This window comes from Acinetobacter terrae (assembly GCF_013004375.1).
GTDB lineage: Bacteria > Pseudomonadota > Gammaproteobacteria > Pseudomonadales > Moraxellaceae > Acinetobacter > Acinetobacter terrae.
This window is the reverse complement of the sequence record NZ_JABERI010000030.1, coordinates 65,653-91,027: the sequence shown is the minus strand read 5'-3', so window position 1 is coordinate 91,027 and position 25,375 is coordinate 65,653. Positions and strand designations below refer to the sequence as shown.

23 protein-coding genes and 4 pseudogenes are annotated in these 25,375 nt (G+C 36.8%); 14 read left to right on the top strand and 13 right to left on the bottom strand.

The annotated features are described in order from the left end of the window. Positions 1 to 981: 981 nt before the first annotated feature. From HLH14_RS12510 to HLH14_RS12500, 3 genes are read right to left on the bottom strand one after another with little or no spacing between them, the layout of a single operon-like run. Entirely contained in the window at positions 982 to 4,248 is a 3,267-nt protein-coding gene (locus HLH14_RS12510; protein WP_171533174.1) for a type I restriction endonuclease subunit R, read from the bottom strand. After that, positions 4,245 to 5,582, bottom strand: a complete 1,338-nt coding sequence (locus tag HLH14_RS12505; RefSeq protein WP_171533173.1) for a restriction endonuclease subunit S — start codon at positions 5,580 to 5,582, stop codon at positions 4,245 to 4,247. The genes HLH14_RS12510 and HLH14_RS12505 overlap by 4 nt, the downstream gene beginning before the upstream one ends. After that, complete coding sequence (locus tag HLH14_RS12500; RefSeq protein ID WP_171533172.1) at positions 5,582 to 7,915, bottom strand: type I restriction-modification system subunit M; 2,334 nt, start codon at positions 7,913 to 7,915, stop codon at positions 5,582 to 5,584. The genes HLH14_RS12505 and HLH14_RS12500 overlap by 1 nt, the downstream gene beginning before the upstream one ends. Before the next feature lie 568 nt (positions 7,916 to 8,483). On the opposite strand from HLH14_RS12500, the gene HLH14_RS12495 reads away from it, so the two are divergent. The 6 genes from HLH14_RS12495 to HLH14_RS12470 all read left to right on the top strand — a co-directional run bounded on the left by HLH14_RS12495 (position 8,484) and on the right by HLH14_RS12470 (position 13,411). Further along, positions 8,484 to 8,867: a hypothetical protein gene (locus HLH14_RS12495; RefSeq protein WP_171533171.1), complete on the top strand. Its 384-nt coding sequence runs from the start codon at positions 8,484 to 8,486 to the stop codon at positions 8,865 to 8,867. Between the two features lie 140 nt (positions 8,868 to 9,007). After that, positions 9,008 to 10,576, top strand: a complete 1,569-nt coding sequence (locus tag HLH14_RS12490; RefSeq protein ID WP_235940507.1) for a recombinase family protein — start codon at positions 9,008 to 9,010, stop codon at positions 10,574 to 10,576. After that, the gene (locus tag HLH14_RS12485) at positions 10,558 to 11,454 is read left to right on the top strand and encodes a ParB/RepB/Spo0J family partition protein (RefSeq protein ID WP_171533170.1); all 897 of its coding nucleotides are present in this window, start codon (positions 10,558 to 10,560) and stop codon (positions 11,452 to 11,454) included. Before HLH14_RS12490 ends, HLH14_RS12485 begins: the two co-directional genes overlap by 19 nt. A gap of 13 nt (positions 11,455 to 11,467) precedes the next feature. Continuing rightward, on the top strand, positions 11,468 to 12,349 hold the full coding sequence (locus tag HLH14_RS12480; protein ID WP_171533169.1) for a plasmid partitioning protein RepB C-terminal domain-containing protein: 882 nt from the start codon (positions 11,468 to 11,470) through the stop codon (positions 12,347 to 12,349). 284 nt (positions 12,350 to 12,633) lie between these two features. Beyond that, positions 12,634 to 12,792: a YhfG family protein gene (locus HLH14_RS12475; protein ID WP_171533168.1), complete on the top strand. Its 159-nt coding sequence runs from the start codon at positions 12,634 to 12,636 to the stop codon at positions 12,790 to 12,792. 22 nt (positions 12,793 to 12,814) lie between these two features. After that, complete coding sequence (locus HLH14_RS12470) at positions 12,815 to 13,411, top strand: putative adenosine monophosphate-protein transferase Fic (RefSeq protein WP_171533167.1); 597 nt, start codon at positions 12,815 to 12,817, stop codon at positions 13,409 to 13,411. Positions 13,412 to 13,443: 32 nt separating this feature from the next. On the opposite strand, the gene HLH14_RS12465 is transcribed toward HLH14_RS12470, so the two are convergent. The 10 genes and pseudogenes from HLH14_RS12465 to HLH14_RS12420 all read right to left on the bottom strand — a co-directional run bounded on the left by HLH14_RS12465 (position 13,444) and on the right by HLH14_RS12420 (position 20,284). After that, positions 13,444 to 13,671: an AlpA family phage regulatory protein gene (locus tag HLH14_RS12465; protein WP_171533166.1), complete on the bottom strand. Its 228-nt coding sequence runs from the start codon at positions 13,669 to 13,671 to the stop codon at positions 13,444 to 13,446. A 96-nt stretch (positions 13,672 to 13,767) separates the two neighbouring features. Beyond that, a complete protein-coding gene (locus HLH14_RS12460; protein WP_171533165.1) occupies positions 13,768 to 14,667 on the bottom strand; it encodes a recombination directionality factor in 900 nt (299 codons plus the stop codon). A 177-nt stretch (positions 14,668 to 14,844) separates the two neighbouring features. Then, a complete protein-coding gene (locus HLH14_RS12455; RefSeq protein WP_171533181.1) occupies positions 14,845 to 15,849 on the bottom strand; it encodes a YqaJ viral recombinase family nuclease in 1,005 nt (334 codons plus the stop codon). Then, positions 15,825 to 16,301: pseudogene (locus tag HLH14_RS12450) on the bottom strand (hypothetical protein); the annotation flags it as partial. The pseudogene HLH14_RS12450 and the gene HLH14_RS12455, both read right to left, overlap by 25 nt. Before the next feature lie 7 nt (positions 16,302 to 16,308). After that, a pseudogene (locus tag HLH14_RS12445) lies at positions 16,309 to 16,947 on the bottom strand (hypothetical protein); the annotation flags it as partial. Further along, positions 16,919 to 17,170: pseudogene (locus HLH14_RS12440) on the bottom strand (hypothetical protein); the annotation flags it as partial. The pseudogenes HLH14_RS12440 and HLH14_RS12445, both read right to left, overlap by 29 nt. Further along, complete coding sequence (locus HLH14_RS12435) at positions 17,170 to 17,670, bottom strand: hypothetical protein (protein WP_171533164.1); 501 nt, start codon at positions 17,668 to 17,670, stop codon at positions 17,170 to 17,172. The gene HLH14_RS12435 and the pseudogene HLH14_RS12440, both read right to left, overlap by 1 nt. A gap of 124 nt (positions 17,671 to 17,794) precedes the next feature. Next, positions 17,795 to 18,268 (bottom strand): hypothetical protein, encoded by a 474-nt coding sequence (locus HLH14_RS12430; protein WP_171533163.1) that lies wholly within the window; start codon positions 18,266 to 18,268, stop codon positions 17,795 to 17,797. A 3-nt stretch (positions 18,269 to 18,271) separates the two neighbouring features. Continuing rightward, positions 18,272 to 18,577, bottom strand: coding sequence for a hypothetical protein (locus HLH14_RS12425; protein WP_171533162.1), 306 nt, complete (start codon positions 18,575 to 18,577; stop codon positions 18,272 to 18,274). A gap of 579 nt (positions 18,578 to 19,156) precedes the next feature. Continuing rightward, entirely contained in the window at positions 19,157 to 20,284 is a 1,128-nt protein-coding gene (locus tag HLH14_RS12420; RefSeq protein WP_171533180.1) for a hypothetical protein, read from the bottom strand. Between the two features lie 304 nt (positions 20,285 to 20,588). On the opposite strand from HLH14_RS12420, the gene ssb reads away from it, so the two are divergent. The 8 genes and pseudogenes from ssb to HLH14_RS12385 all read left to right on the top strand — a co-directional run bounded on the left by ssb (position 20,589) and on the right by HLH14_RS12385 (position 25,339). Then, on the top strand, positions 20,589 to 20,873 hold the full coding sequence (ssb, locus tag HLH14_RS12415; protein ID WP_171533161.1) for a single-stranded DNA-binding protein: 285 nt from the start codon (positions 20,589 to 20,591) through the stop codon (positions 20,871 to 20,873). A gap of 25 nt (positions 20,874 to 20,898) precedes the next feature. Further along, positions 20,899 to 21,087 (top strand): helix-turn-helix transcriptional regulator, encoded by a 189-nt coding sequence (locus tag HLH14_RS12410; RefSeq protein ID WP_171533160.1) that lies wholly within the window; start codon positions 20,899 to 20,901, stop codon positions 21,085 to 21,087. A 405-nt stretch (positions 21,088 to 21,492) separates the two neighbouring features. Beyond that, positions 21,493 to 21,978, top strand: coding sequence for a hypothetical protein (locus HLH14_RS12405; protein WP_171533159.1), 486 nt, complete (start codon positions 21,493 to 21,495; stop codon positions 21,976 to 21,978). 63 nt (positions 21,979 to 22,041) lie between these two features. Beyond that, positions 22,042 to 22,153: pseudogene (locus HLH14_RS16010) on the top strand (LexA family protein); the annotation flags it as partial. A 25-nt stretch (positions 22,154 to 22,178) separates the two neighbouring features. Continuing rightward, positions 22,179 to 22,361: a hypothetical protein gene (locus HLH14_RS12400; protein WP_171533158.1), complete on the top strand. Its 183-nt coding sequence runs from the start codon at positions 22,179 to 22,181 to the stop codon at positions 22,359 to 22,361. A gap of 1 nt (position 22,362) precedes the next feature. Beyond that, entirely contained in the window at positions 22,363 to 22,944 is a 582-nt protein-coding gene (locus HLH14_RS12395) for an ABC-three component system protein (RefSeq protein ID WP_171533157.1), read from the top strand. Then, positions 22,945 to 23,457 carry an ABC-three component system middle component 5 gene (locus HLH14_RS12390; protein WP_171533156.1) on the top strand — a complete coding sequence of 171 codons (513 nt, stop codon included), beginning with the start codon at positions 22,945 to 22,947 and terminating at the stop codon, positions 23,455 to 23,457. Continuing rightward, positions 23,444 to 25,339 (top strand): AAA family ATPase, encoded by a 1,896-nt coding sequence (locus HLH14_RS12385; protein ID WP_171533155.1) that lies wholly within the window; start codon positions 23,444 to 23,446, stop codon positions 25,337 to 25,339. The genes HLH14_RS12390 and HLH14_RS12385 overlap by 14 nt, the downstream gene beginning before the upstream one ends. Positions 25,340 to 25,375: the final 36 nt, after the last annotated feature.

The window sequence follows — 25,375 nt, the reverse complement described above, 5'->3', positions numbered from 1 at the left end:
TCTCTTTTTTAACTTTTACACATCACCTAAACGTCGTGTTGCTTAATTACTTAATGGTAGTCAAAAAAAAACCTACAACTTGGGGAAATTGTAGGTTAAAAACTGATAATAGGATTAACTAAAGATCACAGTTCTAGTATTGACTATGTTATTAATTTTTAAATAAAAAATCATTCACATTAAATGACAATCATAAATTCATTTGAATTGAATGTGACTTAATCAAGTCATTGAGTTAACCATAGAGCCATAAGCTTGCATGACACCCTAAATAAAAAGAGAGCGAAAGCTAAAAATATCAAGATCAATAGCTAACTTTAAGAATGTGAAATTAATGAGTAGCATGTAGCTCGCGACAAGGGCTTTAATAATAGTTTCCTTTATTCACGATGGTTTAAAATTGCATGCCGTCACTTGATTTGGCCTTTATTGTTTCTAAATTATTAATTTAGCCTACCTAAAAACATGATTCAATTAACATTATTTTGTATTTTGGTATGTTACGCCACTGAAAATTACTAGATTAGTGTACAAAATAACCAACAGAAACTAGCTGTAGTTTCTGAATGACTTTCCATGGTCATTATTTATAGCCCACGTCATCTTTCCTTGAGTGGGCTTTTTTCATAAAGAAAATGATGCTCCGATTTTTAATTCCATTCCGCGCTAGCGCTGTATGCAGACAGAGGATGCGGATAGATTTAGGGCATTCAGTTAAAAAAGCGGTGGCAGTATGATTAAGAAAATCATTAAATCTATTTTTTGCAAGCATGATTACAAACTGATTCGAACTATTCATGGCAATCAAATTAACCACCTAAATGCCCGTAGTGAATGGCAATGCAAAAAGTGTAAATGGGTCACATATGGTCATTATTTGGATCGAATTAAATAACCCCTGTACAAGTAAAGTGATACAAGATCTGAAGTTTCTAGATTCACTCAAAAGAATGGATCATTTCTAAACCAATTAAGTTTAACCTACCTCATCGGCATCTGCCCTCGATTCGCCAACATATCAAAAATCAAATGACCAAAAATATGGGCCTTAGATGGATCTGAAAGCAATTGCATCATTTGCTCTCTATGCGCTTCATGACTGCCTAGAATGGCATCATCAATAGCACGAGGGAAATCACCCAGCATTGCTTGCTCACGTGTGTTATTGGCAATTTGCGACATTACCCCATTATTCTCATAGACCTTGTCTGCAATGGTATTGGCGTAATTAATCATGTCTTGATCTGTCAGCTTATCTGTCACAAAGACTTCATTTAAACGATGAATAATACTGGATAAAAAATCTTCCTTTTTATCTTTAGCAGTCGCACTGCCGACATCATTACTTGGTTCTAGCTGATGCTTAGTACTATTGGTTTGTAACTCAATATCAATCTGACGTAGCTTAGATAAGCGATAGTGACTCATCTCGATATTACTTAAATCAATTTCGTCATCTAAAATGATATTTTCACGTAGCATCGGTCTTAGATTACGTGCAAACAGACTCAGCTTTTCTAGTTCTTTATCGTCATAATCCACGATCTGTGACATGAATTCATAAAAGCGGGTAAACGTTCCTAAATCCTTTTTAAAGATTTCCAGTTCATCTTTGGCTTTTTTGGCTTCAGCAAAATCTTTTTCCGCATTACCAATCAAGACAGCATCACCCGTTTGTTTACAGCGTTCCAGCATGTTTTTGGTTTTACTATATGCAGTAATGGCTGTGTTATAACGCTGTTGCCAACGCTCAATGGCTGGCTTACAAATATTCGCCAATACAGCGTTGGATTTATTACGGCTAAAGAATGCCGTGGCAAACTGCTCGACTTCCGACCACAAAAAGATGCCATTGCTTTTGAGTTTGTTAAATAGTTCAAAGACCTTATCTGGATCGGTCACATCAGCCAGTTCAGCGGTTTGAAAATAGGGCTGGAAGGATTCTAAAATTTCATCGGGTTCATTAAAGAAATCCAGTACAAAAGTGCCTGACTCGGCTTTACCCGGATACGTCCGGTTTAAACGCGACAAGGTTTGTACGCACTCTACCCCACCGAGTTTTTTATCCACGTACATGGCACAAAGTTTTGGTTGGTCAAAACCAGTCTGAAACTTATTGGCAACCAGCATCACCTGATAGTCATCACTGTCAAATGCCTTACGCATTTCACGCCCTTTTAAATTCGGGTTCATGTTGTGTTCAGTAAATTTTTGCCCGACTAATGCACTGCTGTTCGGATCTGAATCGTTAAATTCAACTTCACCCGAGAATGCCACCATCGCTTGAATCGACTGATAACCTTGTTCGGTGACATATTTATCAAAGGCCAGTTTATAGCGCACGGCTTCTTTACGTGAGCTGGTTACCACCATAGCTTTGGCTTGACCGCCCAATAGGCCCATCACATTCTTTTTAAAATGCTCAATGATCACTTTTACTTTTTGTGAAATATTGTGGTCATGTAAACGTACCCATTGATTGACCTTCACCTTGGCTTTTTTGGTATCCACCTCATGGTCTTTTTCAGCCAGTTTTTGCGTCAGCTTATATACCACTTTATAGTTGGTGTAGTTCTTCAGCACATCTAAAATAAAGCCTTCTTCAATCGCTTGGCGCATGGAATAGATATGATAGGCCTCAGGTTTATTCTCTGCTGACGGTGGTAATAAGGGATTTGGGCAATGTCCAAACAGTTCCAGGGTTTTGGCTTTAGGTGTTGCGGTAAAGGCGTAATAGCTGACGTTTGGATTGGCACGACGCGCTGCCAAGGTTGCATCTAAAATATCTTCCGATGACAGCATGACATCTTCATCACTGCTGTCAGTCATCAAGACTTCTTTGAGTTGTCGCGCTGTTGAACCGCTTTGTGATGAATGTGCTTCATCGGCAATGACTGCGTAACGTCTTTCTTTTAATGCGGTGCTGTTTTCAATGGCTTTGAGCACAAAGGGGAACGTCTGAATGGTGACAATAATAATCGGTTGAGATTTTTCTAAAGATGTTGCCAGTTTCTCCGACTTGGAGCCATCACCTTCTTTATTGTTAATTCGTCCTACCACGCCATCGGCATGTTCAAACTGATAAATCGTATCTTGTAGCTGGGCATCTAGGATGGTGCGATCCGTCACCACAATTACAGAATCAAACTGTTTATTGCCATGTTCATCGTACAAGGTAGAAAGCTGATGCGCTGTCCACGCAATCGAATTAGATTTACCTGAACCGGCACTGTGCTGGATCAGGTATTTATGCCCTGTGCCATTGTCTTTGGCATCTTGAACCAGTTTGGTCACTACATTCCACTGATGGTAACGTGGAAAGATCAGGCTTTCTTTTTTGTATTTACGTCCTTCGGCATCTTCTTTGTCTTCAATATTCAAGTGAACAAAACGTCCAAGAATATTCAGCAAATTGTCAGGCGTTAAAACTTCATTCCACAAATAATCGGTTGCATAGCGAGTTTGGTCTTCAGGTGCATCATTGCCTGCACCGCCGTCATGCGTACCTTTATTAAAGGGTAAGAAAAAGGTGCTGTCGCCTGCCAGATGTGTGGTCATATAGACTTCATACTGACTCACGGCAAAATGTACCAATGCACCACGTTTAAAGGTCAGTAAGGGTTCAGGCTTGTTGGTATCATGGTCTTTCGGCAAGCGCGTTTTTTTATACTGGGTAATTGCGTTTTGCACAGTTTGCTTAAATTCAGATTTAAGCTCTAGCGTAGAGACTGGTAAGCCATTAATAAACAGTACCAGATCAATGCGCCATTTTTTGGCTTGCACACCGGTACTTTCTAATTCTGCTTTAGTGGCATATGGGCTATACACCAACTCAGGCACGACACGGCAAATATTCTGCTCATAACGTGCCAAGGTATCGGCATTGAGATTATGCTCAGGTTTAAACTGGCACAGTTTAAAACGGGCATTACGAATTTTTAGTCCATGACGTAACACACCCAATGTACCGTAACTACGTGAAGCTTGATCGGTGGCATTGATGTCAGCTTTTTTTAGTTGTACCACCAAGGCATCGATAAAATGTCGTTCTGAATCGACAGGATAGTTTTGGCAAAACTTGTTCCATTCTTCAGGCTGCGTCGTTTGTACAAAGTTTAGAACGTCTGCGCGATACAGTGCATTTTCACGGTCGTAGTGTTTGGCTGTACCCAATACCCAACCGTTGGCTTGCATGTGCTGAATCATGTCGTTTTGGAAATTATTTTCCCGGGTTGCATCTAGACTCATGCGCTAAACTCCGTTTTAGCTTCATTGTTGTTATTTGGGTTTTGCCAGTTGCGGACGTCGATCTTTCCGGTGACGGCTGCGGAAATAAGTGCGGTGCGGCGTTCTTGTAATAATTGAATAGCTTTATCCATTTCTATGCGAATGACTCTGTATTTTTCTAGCAAGTCATCTAAATGATTAACAATCTTTTTTTGTTCATCAAATGACGGAAAAACGCCATGTACTGCACCAATTCTTTCAATATTTAAATTAGCTTGAGTGCTTTGTGTGGAGGTCTGTTCTAAAGCAGGTAATGCAGCCATAAAACTATAACGTAGAAACTCTAAATCTATATCATCATTAGGTTTAAATCCAACAACGCTATCAGGTGCGTAAGCTTCGAATCCTAAAATAGCTAAATCACCAATATTCGCTGCAATAGCCATCATTAGAGTACCTTTGGGAAAAAGTTGACTAACTTCTTTTCCTTTTTCATTTAAGGTCTGAGAATAAGTGGTAATAAATTTTTCAGCTCTTGCTACATCTCCTGTTTGAATAAATGGGTATTCTCCATCATAAAAAGCTGGATCATTTCTAGGACGATGACCAAATTTACCTCGATAGATACGAGACGCGTGACGATAGCTTTTAAGCGTCCAATGCTCAGGCACTTGCCCTAACCATTCCACACCCGAGTCTTTCATCGGTACATTTGGATTGAGCCCTTTGGTCACAGCATGACTAATTACCGCTTGACGTTTTTCTTTTAAAAGCTGAATTAACTGTTGTTGCTTTTCAATCAGGCTGTCAATTTTTGCGGTTTCATGATCGAGGAAATTGGCTATATTTGCATACTCAATTTTATTAGGTATTGCATATACAGTTTTCAAAATATCAGTACTTGATAAATGCTTAACTGTCGTGAAGTAAGTTAAATCATTAATAATTTTCATCCGAGTAGGAAGTAAATAAGATAAAAATTTTGTTAAAAACGTATCATTGCTTCTTAAACAGCATACTCGTTGATTTAGTGCAGCTTCTCCTCCTTTCCACTGAGATACATTAAAGTCTCCATCCATTCCGATTAAAATATCAGAGTTAAAAATTAAAGCTTCTTTGGGCACAGATCCATTAAAGAATACTTGTGTTTCATTAGAATTTATATCTCGAATTCTAACCAAAGGAGTACCATTAATCGGATCAAATTTTTCAGAGTCAAATGGATAGCCATTAATAATTTGAGCGGTCTCTTTAATTCTTTTTATATTCCAATGCGTAGGAACTTTCCCCAACCACTCAACACCTGAATCTTTATATTCCACATATTTTTGATACTTCGCCACTGTTTTTGACATTATGAATGCACCTCTTGCAGAAGTGCCATAATTTCACGGCTCACCGCATCCAGATCCGCATCAATCTCGGCCAGGTCACGTGGCGGTTCATACACATAAAAATGACGGTTAAACGGAATCTCATAACCCACTATGCCAATCTCGCCATCTTTATCATCACGCTTGTCGGCATTAATCCATGCATCCGGCACATGCGGCTGAACTTCACGTTTAAAGTAAGTCTCAATTAAATCGGTGGTGTCTACATTTGGATTCAATGCAATATTTTCCGCATCACGCAAATCTCCATCCTGTACAAACTCAACCACTTTGCCGTTGTAAGTAAATTGACCATAGAGTGGGTTTTCAGCACCTTTTACGACTTTACTAATAACAGGTTCTGCTTCAGGGTTTTTCCAAGTAATGGCATCGAGGAATTGTTTTTTCTCTTTGCTGTCGAGCTTGATGTCTGTGGCTTTAAAGGCCTGCTTTAAGCTTTCATCAAACTGGTTAAAGTCGTCAGATTGCGCCGTGCCAATCTGGTCTTGTAAGGCTTGAGCCTTGTGCATCAGTTCTTTTTGGAATAACCATATTTTGCTATCCAGTACATCTTTAATGTCTTTTTCTTTAAGCTCAGGATATTCGGCTTTAATCAAGGCACGCACTTCAAGCGCAAGCTCGGATAAATCACCATAGCTTTGGTCTGTGGATGCATCTGTCCATGTCGTACCAAACTGCTCATAAATGCTTTGCATCACCGCATTAAATGGCTTCGGTGCAAAACGTAAAAAAGCAATCGCCTCATCCGTAATCTGTGCCGATAAACGCAATGGACGTTCAATGGTCACGCGGCGATAACCGAATTCATAGCTGTTAAAAATTTTACTGGCAAAGGTTTTGGCAGGCTCACTTTTAGGATGAGCAGACTGGCGACCACGATTAGACTTAACTTCTGCTGGTTTATCCAGTGTGCGTGCGTCCATCACTTCAAAGTCACCAAAGCTGCGGATAATGGTCTTGATATCATCTTCGCTCATCTCGTTACGCTTAGAGCCGAGAGACTTACGCATCTTGCTGTACAAATGACTGCCATCAATAAGCTGTACTTTGCCTTTACGCTCGGCATCTTTTTTATTGCTCAGCACCCAAATATAGGTGGCGATACCGGTGTTATAGAACATGTCATTCGGTAAAGCGATAATCGCTTCCAGCAAATCAGCTTCTAGAATATAACGACGGATTTCACTTTCACCGCTGCCGGCACTACCGGTAAAGAGGGGCGAACCGTTCAGGATAATGCCAATCCGGCTGCCTTGATCACTGGCCTGGTCACGATTGCGCATCTTGCTGATCAGGTGCATCAGGAACAGCAGGGAACCGTCCGATACACGCGGCAAGCCTGCACCAAAACGCCCATCAAAGCCTTTGACTTGATGTTCATCTTTGATATCAGCTTCAATCTTTTTCCAGTCCACACCAAAAGGTGGATTGGAAAGCATGTAATCAAATTTATCCTGTGAGAGTTGGTCATTGGATAAAGTATTGCCGAGTTTAATTCGGCTAACATCCTGACCTTTAATCAGCATGTCTGCTTTACAGATGGCATAAGACTCAGGGTTTAGCTCCTGACCAAAAGACCGCATCACCGCTTTAGGGTTGAGCTCTAATACATATTCCATCCCTGATGACAGGAAACCGCCCGTACCCGCCGTTGGATCGTATATGGTACGGATGATGCCTTCTTTACTTAAGGCTTCATCATCTTCCATAAATACCAGTGATGTGGTTAAGCGAACAATGTCACGCGGGGTAAAGTGTTCCCCTGCGGTTTCGTTCGAACCTTCGGCAAAACGACGGATCAGTTCCTCAAACACTAAACCCATTTCATGGTTAGAAACAGCTTCAGGACTGAGATCAGTCGTGGCGAACATCTTGACGACTTTATAGAGTAAGTTGGCATCATCGAGTAAACCGACAAATTCATCGAATTTAAAATGCTCAAAAATCTCACGTGCATCTTTAGAAAAACTTTGCACATAGGTTTTGAGATTGGCTTTAATATCGGTTTGACCCATCTTGCCTAAATCCATAGGCGAGGTATTAAAGAATGCCAATTCATTGGTGGCACGTAACAAGAACTTTTCTTGTGTGTCTTCAGAATAGTTTTCTGGCTGAATTCTTTCATGCTCTGCTACAACAGCAGCTTTACTTTCCGCAAGCACACACTCTAAGCGACGCAACAAGGTAAACGGTAAAATCACACGTCCATATTGCGATTGTTTAAAGTCACCACGAAGTAAATCTGCAACCGACCAAATGAAGGCTGCAACTTGAGAAAAGTTATTGTTTGACATACCAGCAATTTCCAAAGCGTGAAAGCTATAGCATTTTTAGATTAGTTTGATTGTGCCTGAAATGAGGATGGGTTTTCTAGAGATAAAAAAAATAACGTCAATACATGTCGTGCTGACGTTATTGATCGTTTATTCATTATGCCTTTTAGCTATTGAAATAGATAAGGGAACAGGACTTCAACGGCATGTGGCGATAACCGAACTTGTAAAGGTCGTTTAGGTTGAGCAAAGATCAAATGATTTTTACATTTATAAGTTACTTAATATTTTCGACAGGACATCTAAGATTCACGGCTAAAGGAATAATAATTCTGCTTAAGCTTTTACATCTGGATTATTAAAATTTCTAAACTTGCCTTTCTGGAGTTATGTAATCGTTAGCATATCGACTGATAATTAAATTATTTGTTTTGTAAACCTTGTTGAATCTAAGCCTCAACCTTTTATACGGCTATCTGAAACCTCTCTTAATAGGGGGTAATTCTATTCAATATTAGTTGTTATAACTCAGAAAATAAAAAGACTAAAAATCAAAATTATAAGTCCACTCTTAACGGATGAGTTTGCTATGAAAAAAATTTCATCGAAACATTGTGAAGTATGTAATAAAGTTTTTATTCCATTACCTCAACACCCTAACCAGAAATATTGTACTGATGTGCTTTGTAAAAAAGAACGTAAAGCCTCATGGACAAAGCATAAAATGCGTGTAGATCCAGACTACAGAGAAGCACAAGCTTCAGCTAGTAAAAAATGGAGTGCCCAGCATCCTGATTACCAGCGTAATTATAGAAAAAACAAAGCCAAATTTAATGAAAATATAGACTCGTTAAATTCACAAGAACCTAATAATTATTATTTAAAATCAGCAAATTATAAAATTACCATTTTAGAATATAATGAAAATATGGATTCTTTAATCGTAAAATTAGATTTTATATCAGATAGTTAAATTAATTTAAAATGACAATATAGGAATCTATGGTTGTCGCTATAAACCGCTGATACGATTCAAATTGCTCTAAGACATTGATAAGTGTCAAACCACATCGAATACCTATCAATTCTTACAATTTGATTTAGGTCAGTGTTATGAATTCAGAAACCATACTACAACAGGAAAATCCTAATTTAGAACCACGAGTACTCGCTGCTCAATATGTTCGTATGTCTACTGATCACCAACAATATTCAACTTTAAACCAATCCGATAAAATTCAAGAATATGCGGAAAGACACAGTATTGAAATTATAAAGACCTATGAAGACGATGGCAAAAGTGGACTAAATTTACACGGTCGATCTGGTCTACAACAATTAATCAAAGATGTTCAATATGGTCATGTAGATTTCAAAATCATTCTTGTTTATGACGTTAGCCGTTGGGGACGCTTTCAAGATGCTGATGAAAGTGCCTATTACGAATACATTTGTAAACGAGCTGGTATTAACATTATTTACTGTGCAGAACAATTCGCAAATGACGGAACCCCTATTGCCACTGTCATAAAAAGTTTTAAAAGAACCATGGCAGGTGAATACAGTCGAGAGTTATCCAACAAAGTTTTTATCGGTCAATGTCGTTTAATAGAGTTAGGATTCCGCCAAGGTGGTACTGCTGGTTATGGGCTTAGACGCGCCCTAATAGACCAATACGGTAATTTTAAAACTCTGCTAAAAATTGGGGAACATAAAAGTTTTCAAATGGATCGAGTCATTCTCGTTTCCGGTCCTGAGAATGAAATCAAAGTTATCCATCAAATTTATGAGTGGTTTATTCACCACAATATGTCTGAAAAGCAAATTGCTGAACAACTAAATTCACAAAACATCAGAACTGATTTTGATCGTTCCTGGACTCGAGGTACTATTCATGAAATTTTAACCAATGAAAAATATGTTGGAAATAACTTATTCAATAAAAAATCATTCAAATTAAAAAAGGCCCGTGTTTCAAATCCACAAGAACAATGGATAAGAAAAGATCAAGCATTTGAAGCAATTGTTCCTTTAGATATATTCTATACAGCTCAAGGTATCATTCGAGAGCGATCACGTAAATATAGTGATGAAGAACTACTAGAACAATTAAAATCACTCTACCAAAAGCATGGTTTTCTTTCAGGCTTAATTATCAACGAGTCAGAAAACACACCGACTACCGCAGTTTACTCTAATCGTTTTGGCAGTCTATTAAGGGCTTATGAACTGATTGGTTTTACACCAGAGCGTGACTATCAATATATTGAAGTTAATAAATTTTTACGTAATCTTCACCCTGAAATCACTCAACAAGTTATTGATGAAATGACTAAGTTTAATGGGGTTATCTATAGAGACCCATTAACTGATCTTATTTTTATCAATGATGAAGTCAGTATTTCTCTAGTTCTTACCCGTTCACATCAATTGTCGAGTGGGAATTACCGCTGGAAAGTCCGTTTTGATACTACGCTAAATCCAGATATCACTGTTGTTATACGTCTTGATTATTCAAATACAAAAATTAAAGACTATTACCTCTTACCCAAACTTGACTTCATGTGTAACAAAATCAGTATAGGCGAATTTAATCCTATCGAATTAGAGAGCTTTCGATTTGAAAATTTAAACTATTTGTTTGGAATGGCTGAGCGTGTCAAATGGAAAAATATAGCGTAGAACAAAATTCTAATGAATCAATTTTTTTAATTCCCATCAATCAAATTGAAATATTAAATCCTAGAGAGCGCAATGAAAAAGTTTTTTCAGAAATCATTGAAAGTATTCGTATTGTGGGATTAAAAAAACCAATCACAATTACAAAAATTTCTGACAGGAGCTTACCTTATCAATTAATCTGCGGAGAAGGCAGAATTAAAGCTTTCAAGTTATTAGGTGAGACTGAAATACCTGCTCGTCTAATCGATGTAAATAAAGAGGAAGCTTTGATTATGAGTCTTGTAGAAAATATCGCAAGACGCCAGCATCGAGCTTTAGAATTTTTAAGCTGCATTGAACGCTTAGCAGACTTAGGTTATGACAAACAGATAATTTCTAAAAAAACAGGGTTAGTTCCAGAATATATCCAAGGGATTATCACTTTATTAAAAAATGGTGAAGAGCGACTTCTTTATGCAGTCGAACAAAAGCGCATTCCACTGAGCGTCGCCTTAATTATAGCTAAAACTGCGAATAACAATCTGGATATGCAAATCGCATTACAAGATGCTTATGAAAGTGGTGAGCTAAAAGGACAACAACTTCTTCAAGCAAAAAAAGTGATTGAACGCAGGCAGTTAGCAGGAAAGAACTTAGGTTATGCTCAAAATACAAGAGCAAATAAAGTCTCTGCTAGTGATATTGTAAAAACATATCAAAAGGAAGTCGAACGGCAACAAAATGTAGTGAAAAAAGCAGAACAGGTACAACAACGTCTTACATTCATATTAGGGGCATTGACTCAATTAAAAAAAGATGAAAATTTTTCTACGCTACTTCGAGCTGAAGCTTTAGATAATCTGCCTCAATACCTAAATGAACAACTGCCAAAGAAATAGGAGCATAAAATAAATGGGACGAGTCAATATTGCTTTTCAATTCGAACCACTATACCTCTCTCCTGATCAATTATTGATTAGCAAAGCTATACTTAAAAGCACGGTTTATACAAAAAAATACAGACAGATTGAAGCATCAGTCCGTGATATCGGTATTATTGAACCAATATCCGTCGCTGCCACCAATAATAAAAAGCAATATATTTTATTGGATGGACACATCCGTTTTGAAATTTTAAAAGAATTGGGTTACACAAAAATCCCTTGCCTCCTTTCAGTTGATGATGAAAACTATACTTACAATAAACAAATCAATCGTTTAGCGACTATTCAAGAACACTACATGATACGAAGAGCTATTGATCAAGGTGTAAATGAAGAAAGGCTTGCTAAAGCACTCAATATTGACATTAAGCTAATTCGGACTAAGGTTAATTTATTAAATGGTATTTGTCAGGAAGTTATTAATTTACTAAAAAATCGTGAAATTTCACCAAACATTTTCTCAATTCTTAAAAAGATGAAAACTCTACGGCAAATTGAATGTACAGAACTCATGCTATCCTTAAACAACCTGACAGTTACTTACGCAAAAGCATTATTAATGACTACTGATCCTAGCCAGTTATTAGTGTTACCTAAACAGACCAAAAAAATAGAAAACTCTGCGGAAGTAATCCAAAAAATTGAAAATGATCGTGCAAACCTTCATCTTCAATATAAAGCGATTGAGCAAAGCTATGCTCAAGATACTCTAAATTTAGTCTTGGCTATTGGGTATCTAACAAAGTTAGTTGCCAATACCAATGTTAAAAATTATCTTGCCAAAAACCATACTGACATATTCTCAGGATTTGAAGCCCTAATAAAAACTAACTCTGTTGAAATATCATAATTTTAACTTATTGTACGCTATCCACTCATTTGACATTTTTAATGCTAAATGAGCCAAACTCTCCACTTAATCACGCCCAACCTACCAAGCTTTTCTCTATCAATTTGTCCTCCCCTACTCTACTTACCTGAACCCTTTAAGTAAGCCACGTCAAAGCTGAGTGATTTTCAGCCCATTATTTTGTATTTTTATAAAATAGAGTATGATCTAAACACCCTTATAATTTTTGTTTATCTTGCAGATATACAAAACCCTATTCTATTTGTCACTGTAGGAATTATTGTATGTTAAAGACTCTTGAACAAAAAAAAATATATATTCAAGCAACACGTTTCAAAAACTATCAGGCCAGTTTAAAGCTTGAAGGCATCAATAGTACTGCACCTCAAAATACTTTAAGTAAAAGTCAAATTTTACAAAAGTATAAAAAGCCAACTCAATAAACTGAATCATGATTTTTACACTATGGACAAATATGGTGAACTAGGAGACAGTTTATACTGCTATCCCAACTCGAACATACTCAAAAACAAACTTGATATTCAAGACGGAAAAATCCTACAACAGGCAGAATTAGAACTGACTGTGCATGCAAGCACCCTAATCGAGTATGAAGAACCGCCGTACAATCTAAAATATCTTCAAGCAATTCATTCGAAGCTGTTCTTAGACTTGTATGATTGGGCAGGTGAACTTAGACAAGTAGATATTGCCAAAGGTGATACACGATTTTGTACTTTTAGCCGAATTGAGAAAGAAGCTGATAAGCTTTTTAACCAACTTCAACAGAAAAATTATTTTCAAGATTTATCCCTCGATACTCTCATTCAAACTATTGCAGATTTTTATTGTGAACTGAATGTCATTCACCCTTTTCGAGAAGGTAATGGCAGAACTCAACGCATCTTCTTCGAACATCTTCTAGCACATTGTGGCTATGGTGTTGATTGGTCTCAAATTGACTCTCAAGAAAGATGGATTCAAGCCAATATAAATGGATATTTTGGTCAATTAGATGATCTAATTGCTATTTTTAGAGAATGTATTGTTATTCCTGAATAAATAAAAATAAGGGAGCCGGAGCTCCCAATATATCAACGATTAGCGAACTTAGTCTCAATCCATTGATTGATTTCCCAAGCCGACCATCCTACACGACCAACAGTTAAGTTTGCTTGCTTAGGAAAAGTCGGGTCGTATTGTTTGTGACGCTCATCCATGATGTTATAAATAGTTGCACGGCTTAAGCCTGTAACCTGAATCACTTCTTTCAAGTTAATGATTCGATTCATTTGAAATGTTTGACCAACAAATATATTCATGACTGATTCTCCTTAGATTGTTTAAGCGAGCTGTCTACTGCTCAAACAATCAGGACCTTCTGTAAAAAACTAATTTGGATACTTGATCAAATCGGTCTAATTCACAGCTCTCACACTCTGCTTCAACCCCTGTTGAATATCCTGCACAAACCCTTCATGCGAAGCTTGTTGCTCCACCGCCCGGTTCTGTTCTTGTTCCGGATAGTACTCCTCCAGCACATCTAACCCTTCCTCTATATCCGTCTCAAACCGTGCATTGGCAAAACCTCGTCTTGCTATATGATCTACAGCCTCTTGATAGAATCCGGCCTGCTTGCTCTGTTCATCAATTTGCTTGGCTTGGGTAATCGCATCATTCAGGCTAATGCACTCCCGTAAAGTCAGATCCACGTAGTACACAGGTTGGCGATAGCTCTGTGTGGTGCTTTTCCCTCTTAAAGTAAGTTGCAATGGTAGGCAAGACAGCAAACCATTTGACGCGGCATGGTAATAACTCAGCCGTGCAGCCAAAGTCCGAATACTGTTAAAGCCAGTGGTTCTGAAAATAAAGGTTCCAAACTCATCCGAGTCATCCAAATTCACATGCAAGCGAGCATAGGGCTTGCAGTTCCCTCCTTGAGCCAGAGGACATAAATCTGGGGATGGACAGGGATGTTGCTCGACCCCTTGACTGGTTAAACGTTGGCAGGTTTCACCATTGCCTACACACACTGGCCGACCAGTCTGCCGATCAAATAGGCTGTACTCCGCACGTAGATTTAAATCAGGATCATTGAAAATCAGGCGCACTGGGATAGTTCGCAGTTTCTGTCCAGTCGCCTGACTGCGCAGCTGTTCGTCGAGTGGATGTTTTATCCATCCTTCTTTGCTTTGGATCTGGGAAGTAATGGTGAACTGATCATCCTTTTCAGGTAGACGCTTGCCATTCTTTTCGACCATCCGACCAATACTGATACGTCCCAGGGCCGGTGGTGTAATCGCTAAACCTTTAATCATTCTATTTTCCTCAATTTGATTTTTTTACAGATCATCCACCTTTATGTAGATCACCTGATTCAATAAATATGTATATAGCTAGCTACAAAAGCCGCGACCGTATTGCCCTCTGTTCCTAGCGAATGGAGGGCGGGGAGCGGTTTTTGCGCTTCTGTGATGGAATGGACTGAAATAGGCTTAGTCGGTATAGATGTTGAATCGACGACTGCCCTGCTTTTCCAGTGGATAAAGTTCGATGAGTTCAGGCTGGTGCTGAAGTAATGCCTTAGTATTTAGGCTGATGGAGTCCTTGGCTTTCTTCCAGACCACCGAACCATTGGCAAAGGTGGCTCGTTCAGCATCTTTCATCAGCATTTGGATGTGATGCTTCAGCTGGTCAAAGCGTTCCTGCTTGTGCTGAATCTCTTCCTTCATTTTGATGAGCTGATCGAACATCAAATTGGCATTTTCATTTTGCGAGAAATCCTCTAGGGTCAGTGGGATATGCGCTGGATAAAGTTGCAGGATGGCTTTAGCTGCGGATTCACTGGCATCCACAGATGGTGGAGTATCGTTCTCAACACACTCCCAGAAATAACGCTCTGCCTTAACGATGTGTTCAATCACCGATTCAGACCGTGTCACTTTGAATATCTTGGTTTCATGTCCACAGATGAGCACACAAACATGCGCTGCCTGTTTACCTGTCACTGCAAGTTGATGTTGCACCTGACAAAGCACGTATAAAGGCACCCCATCTCGCCATAGCCGGGCACCATATTCCCCAGCAGTTTTACACTCCAGTATCTGCACTTCATCACTACCCACTACCGCATAATCCAAGTTTGCCAGCATGAAGGACTTATCTGGATCAGGATGCTGAAGCACAGCATTGACTCGTCTAACTTTATTATTGGTGTGCAGACTGTAATACTCCGCCACAAGTGGCTCTAACTGTTTACCCCAATACAACGGTGCAACGCCTGAGCTGTCATCATCAATGTTCTGCTGAGTTCGACCAGTTTTAATCATCCACAGTTCCAGCATCGACATATAGGGATTGAGGCCACAGGCGGTTGCGGCATCACTACTGCCAATGCCTTGTTTACGCACTTCAAGCCATTCTTGGTAATCCATATTTTTGGTATTGGCTAAACGCTTGGCTGTCATTGTTCGTTTACGCCGTGAGTAGGAATTGCGAATCCCAAAGCATCTGTAACACCTTTAATGGCTCCCCCAGTTCGAGCTGTTTTTATATCAGCTCCTTTATTTAGTAAATCTGATTTTTCTGCTTCAAAAGTCTGATAACCAAATAAACCTGAATTTAGAGCTAAACCGGGTACACCACCTGTACCTAGTGTAGTTACGGCGTTCCAACCAATACGTGTAAAATCTTTAGTCAGGCCATAGGTAAACTCACCTACACCGCCTAAATCATCAGGTTTAAAAATTTCAAGGTTTTGTGCTCTAAGAGCAGCTGCCTTTTTATCTCCCCTAATTAGTGAATCTGGTGCAGTAGCCGCCTCAATGGTACCCATTGCAATACCGGAAACAGTACCTAATGCACCATCTGTAAAGTTCCCACGCTGACTTTTAGGTTTGAAACGAGGATCATCCTGATTTAACGTTAATTCATCATCTGCTAAAAAATCCATATCTACCTCATCGAACCGTAAAAGTTAAACGTGTTTGTCTTTTTTTATCCGTGTTATCCATCACGTATTTGGTGCCGTTCTTAAAATAATAACGATAGGGATTTTTAGGATCTTGTTCTAAAGGGAGATCAATAAAGAAGTCTTTGTCAGATCCACCATAATGACGGGCATTGCGAGAATTAAAGTTCTCCAATTGCTCCCGGAATGATTTTTCACCTACCGTATGAGGTCGTAGCACAACAGATTTACTTCCGAAGAACCCTCCTGATGTGTACTTCCCGCCAGTGACGCTAAGGATTGCTTTATTAAATAAGTCCTCATCAATTGTTTTATTCAGAATGCTACCCTTGGTATCAGTAACCTTTTCGGACTTCTGAACCAAATAAGCATAATTAGCCTTGACTGAGTCCAGATAGATTTGAAAGTCCGGTTTACCTGGTGATGTAATGCCAGCCAAATAATTCTCTGTATGTGTTCTTAAACTATTTTCATCTACTTTGACCAAGCCCTTTTCAATCAAATCCTGACCAGTGACAATTTGTCCTGCAATATCTTGTAATCCACGGTTATTGAGTGAAGCAGATAAACGATATGCGCCGTTTTCTCCTGCAATACTATTGATCATGTCTCTGGATGCATTGGCATTCATGCACATCAAGCCCATTTCCTGCGGCGGCAGCTCGTGCGGTTGATTGAGCCTTTTCCTTTTCTTTGCGAATACGTTCAGCTTCAAGACGACCACGTGATAACTGCGCTCTACCGTCAGCTTCCGCTTGTTCTTCCATGCCTTTATTTTGGTTGTAGCTTGTATAACCTGCAAGTGCTGTACTTGCTACTGCTGCCGCTGCTGCTACTGCCATCCAAGACATTATTCAATCTCCTGAATATTGCGCCCTATAGAAGTTAAGAATTCTTCTTCCTTCCCTGGTGGGACAATTACTTCTTTTTCAATTTCTTCTAAATCTGTACTTTCAGTGGGATGGATCGTCATGCAAGTAGAGTCTTCATGGAAATAAACTACTCGTTTTGTTCCAGGCATTGTTCGCTGAATACATGGAGCTTTAATGTGCTCAATACCATTTTCAGTCAACACACTTAAGCTACCCGTTAAAAACAAAATAAAATGTTCTGTCCGATGCATTTTACTTACAACTAAAGTGCCGGCTTTAGCACTAAATTCTCTTAGGTAAAGCTTAGGGCCAAAATGATTAACTAATCCGGTATCCGCTTTTTCAATTTCTCCAGATTCTATTTTTTGTTCTAATTCAGTCTGTAAATTAAGTGCTGAATGTACATACGATTGGTTATGTGCTCCACCCATGATGTAAGTCAAAAGTTCAGTATTTTCTGGTGATATAATTTCGCTCATATTTAGCTCTATATTTTGATCGATCAAAATACAGTTTATAGCTACCTTTATACAGAAAAATGGGTGTATTTAGATGTAAAAAAGGAGCTTCCTTGAAGCTCCTTTTATTAATAACAGCTACTGGTTATATATATTTACTTATCAACTTAAGACCTGCTTTTTTTCCATTATAAAGCGATTGCAATACCGACTTAATAAACTGTATTTTTTTTACAATCTGATTTAACTCGAATTCAAATGTATTCCGATTGACGAAACGCTTGAACTCTCGTTGTGGATCCAAATAATACGCCGTAATAATTAATACGTTTGGTGTACAACTCAGGCTCTTAAGAATTGAATATAAATTATTGAAATAAAATTCCTTATTATTCTTGTTAGCCAAATAGGTAAGTCGATGAAGTAGCTCTTCTAAGTTATCAGCGATTTTTAGCAATTGTGACTGATATTCACGTTTATATAACTGGTTTGGCTCTTTGCAGTTGATTTCTCTTTGAAACTCATCAATCAAGTATTCAACTCCATTACACAACAGGATCGATCTTTCCATATCATCACAGTCTAGAGGCTCATATGCTGGTTTCTTTGACTCTGCCATTGTTTACACACTCCAGTGCTTAATTCGTGGAATATCTTGATCTTCTTTATCCATCAATACTTTCCATAGTTCAATGAATGCCTCACCAGTTGCATAGTTTGGCTTACCACTGCCACGTGCCCAATCATACACACTAGAAGCCCCGACAATTGGTAATAGATGCGCAATTTTCTCCCCTGTCATTTCATGATTATTTTTTAAGTCAGCAATCATTTCTTTATAATTTGGTGCGCCGTAATGGATAGTGTTTTTAACGAATATTAGCCTTTCTGAAATATCAAAATTATTAAGCTCAACAAGAATCCCCATACTCTTACCTCCATAAGTTTCAACTTATTAAGGAGTAATCTAAGCGCCTAAAAAATGGGTATATTTCCAATAAAACGCGCGCGCGAGGCAGGGAGCAAAACCCTATATTTCTAGCTATTTCCACCACATAATATTGTGTTCAAACAATCGTCTTATTCTGGATCACTACGGCGAACATGATCTAATTAAATAGTGCCAATGATAGACACTCATATAACGCTCTAATTTGCCCTACAAGCTCACAAAAATTATTGATGTACCATTTATCATTTTTTTAATTAAAATCGTTCACAGCTCAAGCCAGTGCAAAATTGGTGCATATATCAAGTTGCTTTTAAAGTTCATTCTTGAATATGGAAGAAGATTTAACCTTGAATTAAGACGGCGCTCTCTTAAAAGAGAGATGATTGATTCAATGGTAGATTCATTGATAGGTTCTGCATCCCAAAAACGGGATCGTTCAAAATCCCAAAAACGGGTACATTCAAAATCCCAAAATTGGGAATATTACCGTTTTAGGAATGATACCAATATTGGGTATATTACAATTTCTAAAGATTATTGGAGGATTGAACTAGATCAACAATTGGTTTTAGATCTCGATCGACTCTGTTTATTCAAATAAATCTTATCTGCATTTCGACACAATAATTCAAACTCTTTCATATTCTGAGCCTTTTTAGCAGTGAACCGCACATAGTGGAGATTTTGAGGGAAATACATTTGATTCAGTTTCTTATGGTTTGGATCTCTACTATTTAATTTTGATCTGGTCTTGGCCTGTAACTTTCCAATTTGATGCCTGGTGCCATGAAAATTACCGTGTGCACTTAATCGATATGTAGCTTCTTTTAATCGATCTGCTTTACCAGTAGAGATTAAATCAATTTTTTTATTTAACTCCCTTTCAGCCGACTCTATAAAATCTTTGGATAGATACCAGGTGAAGCGGATTTTCTTCTGGGAATAACGCTGGAAAAACTCCAAATGCTTTTTACGAACCCCACGTAATGCCCTGCTAAGTTCCTTCAATCGATCGTTATAACTGACATCCTCACCAAATTTAATACCAAATCGATTTCGTAAAAATAGGCTCACAGAGGCCTGATTCCAACGGGTATGTTCATTTTCCAGAAAAGCAAAACCAAAATTTTTATTAATACTGATAAAACGCCTCAACTCAGAATCATCAAAAGGCTTAAAAATTCGGTAATTTGAATTCTTATTACTATCAATTGTCTTTGTTCGAATCACCTTAGTATTAAATACTACTCCAAATTGCTCAGGATGATAATAAATCTTAGAATATTGAGGTTTAAGTTCACTGAACTCTAAATATTGTCCCAGTACATAATCTCCATAACGTAGAAGCTTCTCTTTTTTGACAGTCAAAATACTATTGAGCTTTTGCTTCTGTACCATACTCGAATTCTTAGCGAGTATTTCTTTCAGCGTCAGCTTACTTCTTCGCGCCTCTCTATACCCTGTTGTAAATAACCAAAATTGAAATACATCATTTTTAGCTGGATCATAATTGATGACCAAACTCCAAACTGGCTCGCCATAGTCTGATTTTTTCTTTCGTACAGATTCATCCAGATCGAGGCCATACTCCAAGATCAACTTTGGAATAACAGTATGAAATTTTGAAAAACTCACAGAATCAGAAAACCAAAATTTTGCACTGCCGTTAGAAATGCACTGCATTAGGCTTAAAAGACAATCTGTTTTCGTTGTGGTGTAGTAGATCATTATCCAATCAAAAATGTATTTTTATGCGGAAAGCATAAAAGTTTACCTTTGATTTTAAAATGACAATTTCTCTTATTTTCTTTAAAAAGATGATTTATTAACCATGCATGGTCTTTCAATAAATAAGAGTTCCTGTGCATGCTTGAAGTAAAGATCAAACGTCTTTAAAAAGTTCGACCTCAGCCTCCCTATTGGGTAGGTAAGTTCCTAAAAATTGATGAACATCGGATTATAAATCCGTTGGCCTATCAACTTAGCAATGAAAGGACAAGACTATAAGCGAGGCAAACAGACTGCAGAATTGCATGGAATTACCACCAGCAATCAATTAGCCGAGATTGCTAGCAAGTACCTTAAGAAAGGTGGAAAGGTTTATATTGAGCGTTCATTGAGTACACGCAAATGGAAAGACCAGACCGGTAATGAAAAAGAAGTGACCAAAATTAAAGCCTATATGTTGCAATCGCTTTCAGATTTAATTTTTGTAATATTAACTCGATCATTTTTATTGCTCCTCTCATGTTACAAAGGTAAATCTATTTAGAATAAAAACTAACTTCCGGATACCTATGAATATTGATAGACGAGTTCGAGCAAAAGAATTTATGGACCTTCTTGCTGTGGGTCGAACCAAGTTTTATAGGCTGCTAAAGCAAGGCCATATTCCTGAACCGGTTAGAATTACGGAAAAAGATGTTTTCTGGTATGAGTCAGTGGTAAGAAAAGAAGTGGAAAAGTTTAAAGATAAACCTGAGTAGCCTCAATTATGTTTAAGCACAAATACATCATCACAGTAGAAAGCGACACCCCTCCTAAAATATGTTTGGGAGATAAAATTCACGGCGCCACAGTAGTTGCCTTAGAAACAGAGCAATATCCTGATCTGGTAGATCTAACCTGGCTTACTAAACGCTTTCCGATGTCAAGAGATACCCTTTCTAGGCAATTAGAATTATTTAATATCGGCAGTACTGGGAAGAATCTTTATGATCCAAATATCGTAATCCCCTTTCTTAAAATGAACATGAAAAACAGAAGAGGAAGACCTAGGAAAAATTGATTCTATTAATTACTTAAAATGTAACTTACCAAAATATAGTTGTTGGAAAAGTCCTCAATAAACGTTATAAACCACTGCTAAGAAAGAAAATACTGGGGGGTATATGTCTTATATAATTAAACTGATCTCAGAAAATTGCTACATCATTCCTGATGGTGACGGTTGGCTTACTACTACAGAATCTCGTGAAGAAGCGATTGATATAGGCCTCTTTGATGATTTTGAATCTGCTGATGAAACTGCTCAAAGCTTCAGTGGTGGTATGACCAGAGGCGTGGACTACCAAGTTGAATCAATTTCTCTTGATCCATTTCATCTAGTTCAAATTACGATTCCTGTCGAAATTGCTCCAAAATTAAAAGACATCAATAAATTCATCACCAATGATAAAGCTCAGGTTTTTTTAACAAATAAGACCACAGTTAACGATGCCATGGATGGTTTTACTCGCTATGGACTATCCACTGGAACCAACGCCATTCTTCTAAAAGCCGATCAATGTGAAAAAGCAAAAGAAAATATTGAGCTCTATTTAAATGAACGTTTTGGATCTCAGTGGGAAGTAAAACTTATCCCTGTACAAATTTAAGTAACCAAGCGAGAAAAGCTGTGAACCCAACGCAGTCTTTTAGAGCAGATCTGGACAATGAATGAAAATATGTATTTACAGCCTTTAAACCTTGACTGGCCAGAAAAAACTATGGGTTTTGGAGTATGGTTGTAAGTTGGTTGGCAAAGTTGTTGGGTTGTATCGGGATGTTTAAAACTAATTTTTAAATAGGGTTAATTATGGAATTTACAATTTCTTTAAGCGATATCTTAACTTTTATAACAGGTTTATTAACTGGTTCAGGAATCACTTACGTAAGTCAAAAATTTATTTCTAAAAATTCCAACTCTAACAAAGTTGTACAACAAAGAAATAATGTAAATGGGAAAATGGTTGGGCGTGATGATAATAGCGTGAATTGAAATGTACAATCCAGTCAATCAATCTGACAACAATGCAGATAAAATAGTCGGTAGAGACGATAATAGTCGTAATTATCATACTTATCTTGATAATAATAAAAACAATGGAACTAAGGCCATTGTAGATATGTATCTAAAAATTTTAGAAAATTCTAATAACTTTTTAGATGATGATACTTATCATGAAGTTACAGAAAGCCTTCTCCGCTATAAGTCTCCGAAATCAGATATGAAAGATTTAGGTACTAAATTATCAGAAGCTTCTAGAAGTGATTTAGTAGATGAAGCTTTAGAGTTGAAGGAATTCACAAGTAAATTTATAACTAGATATGAAGCATCTGACTCTGGGCAATTCATTTTGGTTAATATTTTAGCTACCATAGCAAGCAATCACAGAGCTTATGTAATTCCAGCTATAGCAGAAGGACAATCAAGATCAGTAATTGATGCAATTATAGATACAAAAGTAATAGGCAATACATTAAATGCAATAGATGGTACTGGGAAATCAATCACTAGTGATAGAATGTATGGTTTAATGTATTTCCTCGCTGGGAATTGCCATATTAAGTGGACAGTCTAAATGTTAATATACAGCCCTGCATTTGATCTATCACATTGTATATTTAGAATTTTTTTTATATTAAATACTTTTAGTGAAAACACATCCATTGAAATAGATAAAATCAGAATTATTGATTTTTATCTAGCATATCCAGGGTGTATAAATGACTTTAAATTTCCAGAAGATATTCAAGAGATCAAAAAAGATTTTAAAGATTTACGTAAAGAATATCGAGACCCTATAAACCATAAGATCACTTTTCAAAGGATATCTATTCTTCAAAAAAAAGCCATTTCTAGCCTACTATCGCTGGGTTATATTGATATGGAAAGCTACAAGCAAGGTTTGGTTAAACGCTCAAAGAAAAAATTCACTTCAGATATAAAAGACAAGCTATTTTATTTCTCATTTTATGGCAATCATCAGCTTCCGCTAATAATAGTCATTACACTATTACAGATTGAGCTTAAGGGGGAAAATGGTTTGAAAGCAAGATCTTCTCTTATGGAATATAGATATGAACATAATTGAACCGACATTAGAAATTAACAATTTATTAGTTATTAAAGATGAAAAAATAGCTTTTAACGGTGTATTTAAAACAGGATTGAATGTAATCACTGGAGATAATTCTTCAGGTAAAACTACAATTCTTGATTTAATAGCATATACATTAGGTATGGAAGAAATTCCCTTAAAAGCAGAAGCTTTGAGTTGTGATGTAAGTTATTTATCTATTAAAATTAATAATTCAAATCTTATTTTAAAAAGAGAGATATCTGAAATTTCAAGAAGACCTATTTCAATTGCTTACGAAGAATTTGATATTAACAAATTAGATGACTACGACTGGCAAACCTTTTCTATAAATAGATCTGAAAAGATTAGTTATTCCCAAATGTTATTCAATTTAATGGACAATAGTGAGTTTGACTTAGAAGCGTCTTCAACTTTGACTGTTCATCAGATCATGAGATGCATTTACGCAGCTCAACCCTACTTACATTATCCTATTTTAATACCAGCATTATTTGATGATTCTTTAACTCGCAAAACAATTGGGGAATATCTACTAGGTTTTTACAATAATGAACTTTATACAAAGCAAGTTAAGTTAAAAGCTAAAATAAAAGAAAAAACAAAACTTAAAGCAGAATTAAGTTTTTTGAAAAATATCTTTAAAAAATCTTTTTTTTCTTTTAAAAATAAAGCATCAGCACAAGCCAGAATAAATAAAAATACAGATATGCTATTTAAATTACGTACAGATTTAAATAACAAGCAAAAAACCCCAAAAAAAATTGAAAGTGAAAACTTAAAAAAAATTGAAAGTTATAATAAAACTCTCAACACCTTAACCAAGGAAAAAAATAAATTTGAAAATGAAAAAAACAAACTTTATCTTAATAGCTTAGATTCTCAGATTTTTATTTCTGAACTAATAGATAGGTTAGAAAGACTAGATGAATCTGAATATATTCAGTCAATTTCAAATATAAATTTCGAATTTTGCCCTGCTTGCTTGTCCAGGCTGACCTCTGCCGCTTCTAACATATGTAATTTATGCAAATGTGAAAGTAAAGTGGAAGCTGATTCCCATATCACTCCACTACTAAGAATGAAAAATGAGTTACTAATTCAAATTGAGGAGTCTAAAAAAATAAATGATATTAGAGACAATAAAGTTAAAGAAATAAATATAAAAATTAATCATACAAACTTAGAAATAAATTCAATTTCAGCCCAATTGAATGATTTAACTCAACACTGGTCTGACGATGAAAAAATAAATATTTCTAACATTTCATTCAGTATCGGTCAAATTGATACTGAGATTAAAGAGATTGAAAAATTAATACCTCTTTATGATGAATTAAGTGATTTAAATGAAAGAATTGATGTTTTGGACACAGATATAGATGAACTTAATGGTTCTATTAGCACTCTTGAGGAAGAAAGTTATAAAAAGAAAAAAGATACGATATTAAAGTTAAATTCAAACCTAATGGAATTATTAAAAAAAGATATACCACGTGAAAAAGAGTTCCAAAATCCAAGACATGTCAACATTAGCTTTTCAGACAATCAAATCTCCATAAATAATAAAAGTAAATTTAGTGAAAGCTCAATGGTAGTTTTGAGACATTTATTTCACTTAGCATTATTAAAAACTGCTGACGAAATTCCACATATGCGTTTTCCCCGCTTCGTAATACTTGATGGTATAGATGATGGTGGAAATGAGCCTGAAAGAAATATTCGTTTGCAAGAATTAATCCTAGAAACTATTAGTTCTCTTGAAAATAGCAGTCAAATCATTGTTGGAACTTCAATAAAGCACTTACATAAAGATCTTAAGCCTTTTATTTATAATGATATTTTCAATGCAGAAGATAAGTCCTTAAAAATATAATTAATATTGCATTACATTACCTTTTTGACAATATTT

Coding starts and splice junctions, on each gene's coding strand:
- HLH14_RS12510 (WP_171533174.1), bottom strand. CDS start 4,248: ATGAGTCTAGATGCAACCCGGGAAAATAATTTCCAAAACGACATGATT.
- HLH14_RS12505 (WP_171533173.1), bottom strand. CDS start 5,582: ATGTCAAAAACAGTGGCGAAGTATCAAAAATATGTGGAATATAAAGAT.
- HLH14_RS12500 (WP_171533172.1), bottom strand. CDS start 7,915: ATGTCAAACAATAACTTTTCTCAAGTTGCAGCCTTCATTTGGTCGGTT.
- HLH14_RS12495 (WP_171533171.1), top strand. CDS start 8,484: ATGAAAAAAATTTCATCGAAACATTGTGAAGTATGTAATAAAGTTTTT.
- HLH14_RS12490 (WP_235940507.1), top strand. CDS start 9,008: ATGAATTCAGAAACCATACTACAACAGGAAAATCCTAATTTAGAACCA.
- HLH14_RS12485 (WP_171533170.1), top strand. CDS start 10,558: ATGGAAAAATATAGCGTAGAACAAAATTCTAATGAATCAATTTTTTTA.
- HLH14_RS12480 (WP_171533169.1), top strand. CDS start 11,468: ATGGGACGAGTCAATATTGCTTTTCAATTCGAACCACTATACCTCTCT.
- HLH14_RS12475 (WP_171533168.1), top strand. CDS start 12,634: ATGTTAAAGACTCTTGAACAAAAAAAAATATATATTCAAGCAACACGT.
- HLH14_RS12470 (WP_171533167.1), top strand. CDS start 12,815: ATGGACAAATATGGTGAACTAGGAGACAGTTTATACTGCTATCCCAAC.
- HLH14_RS12465 (WP_171533166.1), bottom strand. CDS start 13,671: ATGAATATATTTGTTGGTCAAACATTTCAAATGAATCGAATCATTAAC.
- HLH14_RS12460 (WP_171533165.1), bottom strand. CDS start 14,667: ATGATTAAAGGTTTAGCGATTACACCACCGGCCCTGGGACGTATCAGT.
- HLH14_RS12435 (WP_171533164.1), bottom strand. CDS start 17,670: ATGAGCGAAATTATATCACCAGAAAATACTGAACTTTTGACTTACATC.
- HLH14_RS12430 (WP_171533163.1), bottom strand. CDS start 18,268: ATGGCAGAGTCAAAGAAACCAGCATATGAGCCTCTAGACTGTGATGAT.
- HLH14_RS12425 (WP_171533162.1), bottom strand. CDS start 18,577: ATGGGGATTCTTGTTGAGCTTAATAATTTTGATATTTCAGAAAGGCTA.
- HLH14_RS12420 (WP_171533180.1), bottom strand. CDS start 20,284: ATGCAGTGCATTTCTAACGGCAGTGCAAAATTTTGGTTTTCTGATTCT.
- ssb (WP_171533161.1), top strand. CDS start 20,589: ATGAAAGGACAAGACTATAAGCGAGGCAAACAGACTGCAGAATTGCAT.
- HLH14_RS12410 (WP_171533160.1), top strand. CDS start 20,899: ATGAATATTGATAGACGAGTTCGAGCAAAAGAATTTATGGACCTTCTT.
- HLH14_RS12405 (WP_171533159.1), top strand. CDS start 21,493: ATGTCTTATATAATTAAACTGATCTCAGAAAATTGCTACATCATTCCT.
- HLH14_RS12400 (WP_171533158.1), top strand. CDS start 22,179: ATGGAATTTACAATTTCTTTAAGCGATATCTTAACTTTTATAACAGGT.
- HLH14_RS12395 (WP_171533157.1), top strand. CDS start 22,363: ATGTACAATCCAGTCAATCAATCTGACAACAATGCAGATAAAATAGTC.
- HLH14_RS12390 (WP_171533156.1), top strand. CDS start 22,945: ATGTTAATATACAGCCCTGCATTTGATCTATCACATTGTATATTTAGA.
- HLH14_RS12385 (WP_171533155.1), top strand. CDS start 23,444: ATGAACATAATTGAACCGACATTAGAAATTAACAATTTATTAGTTATT.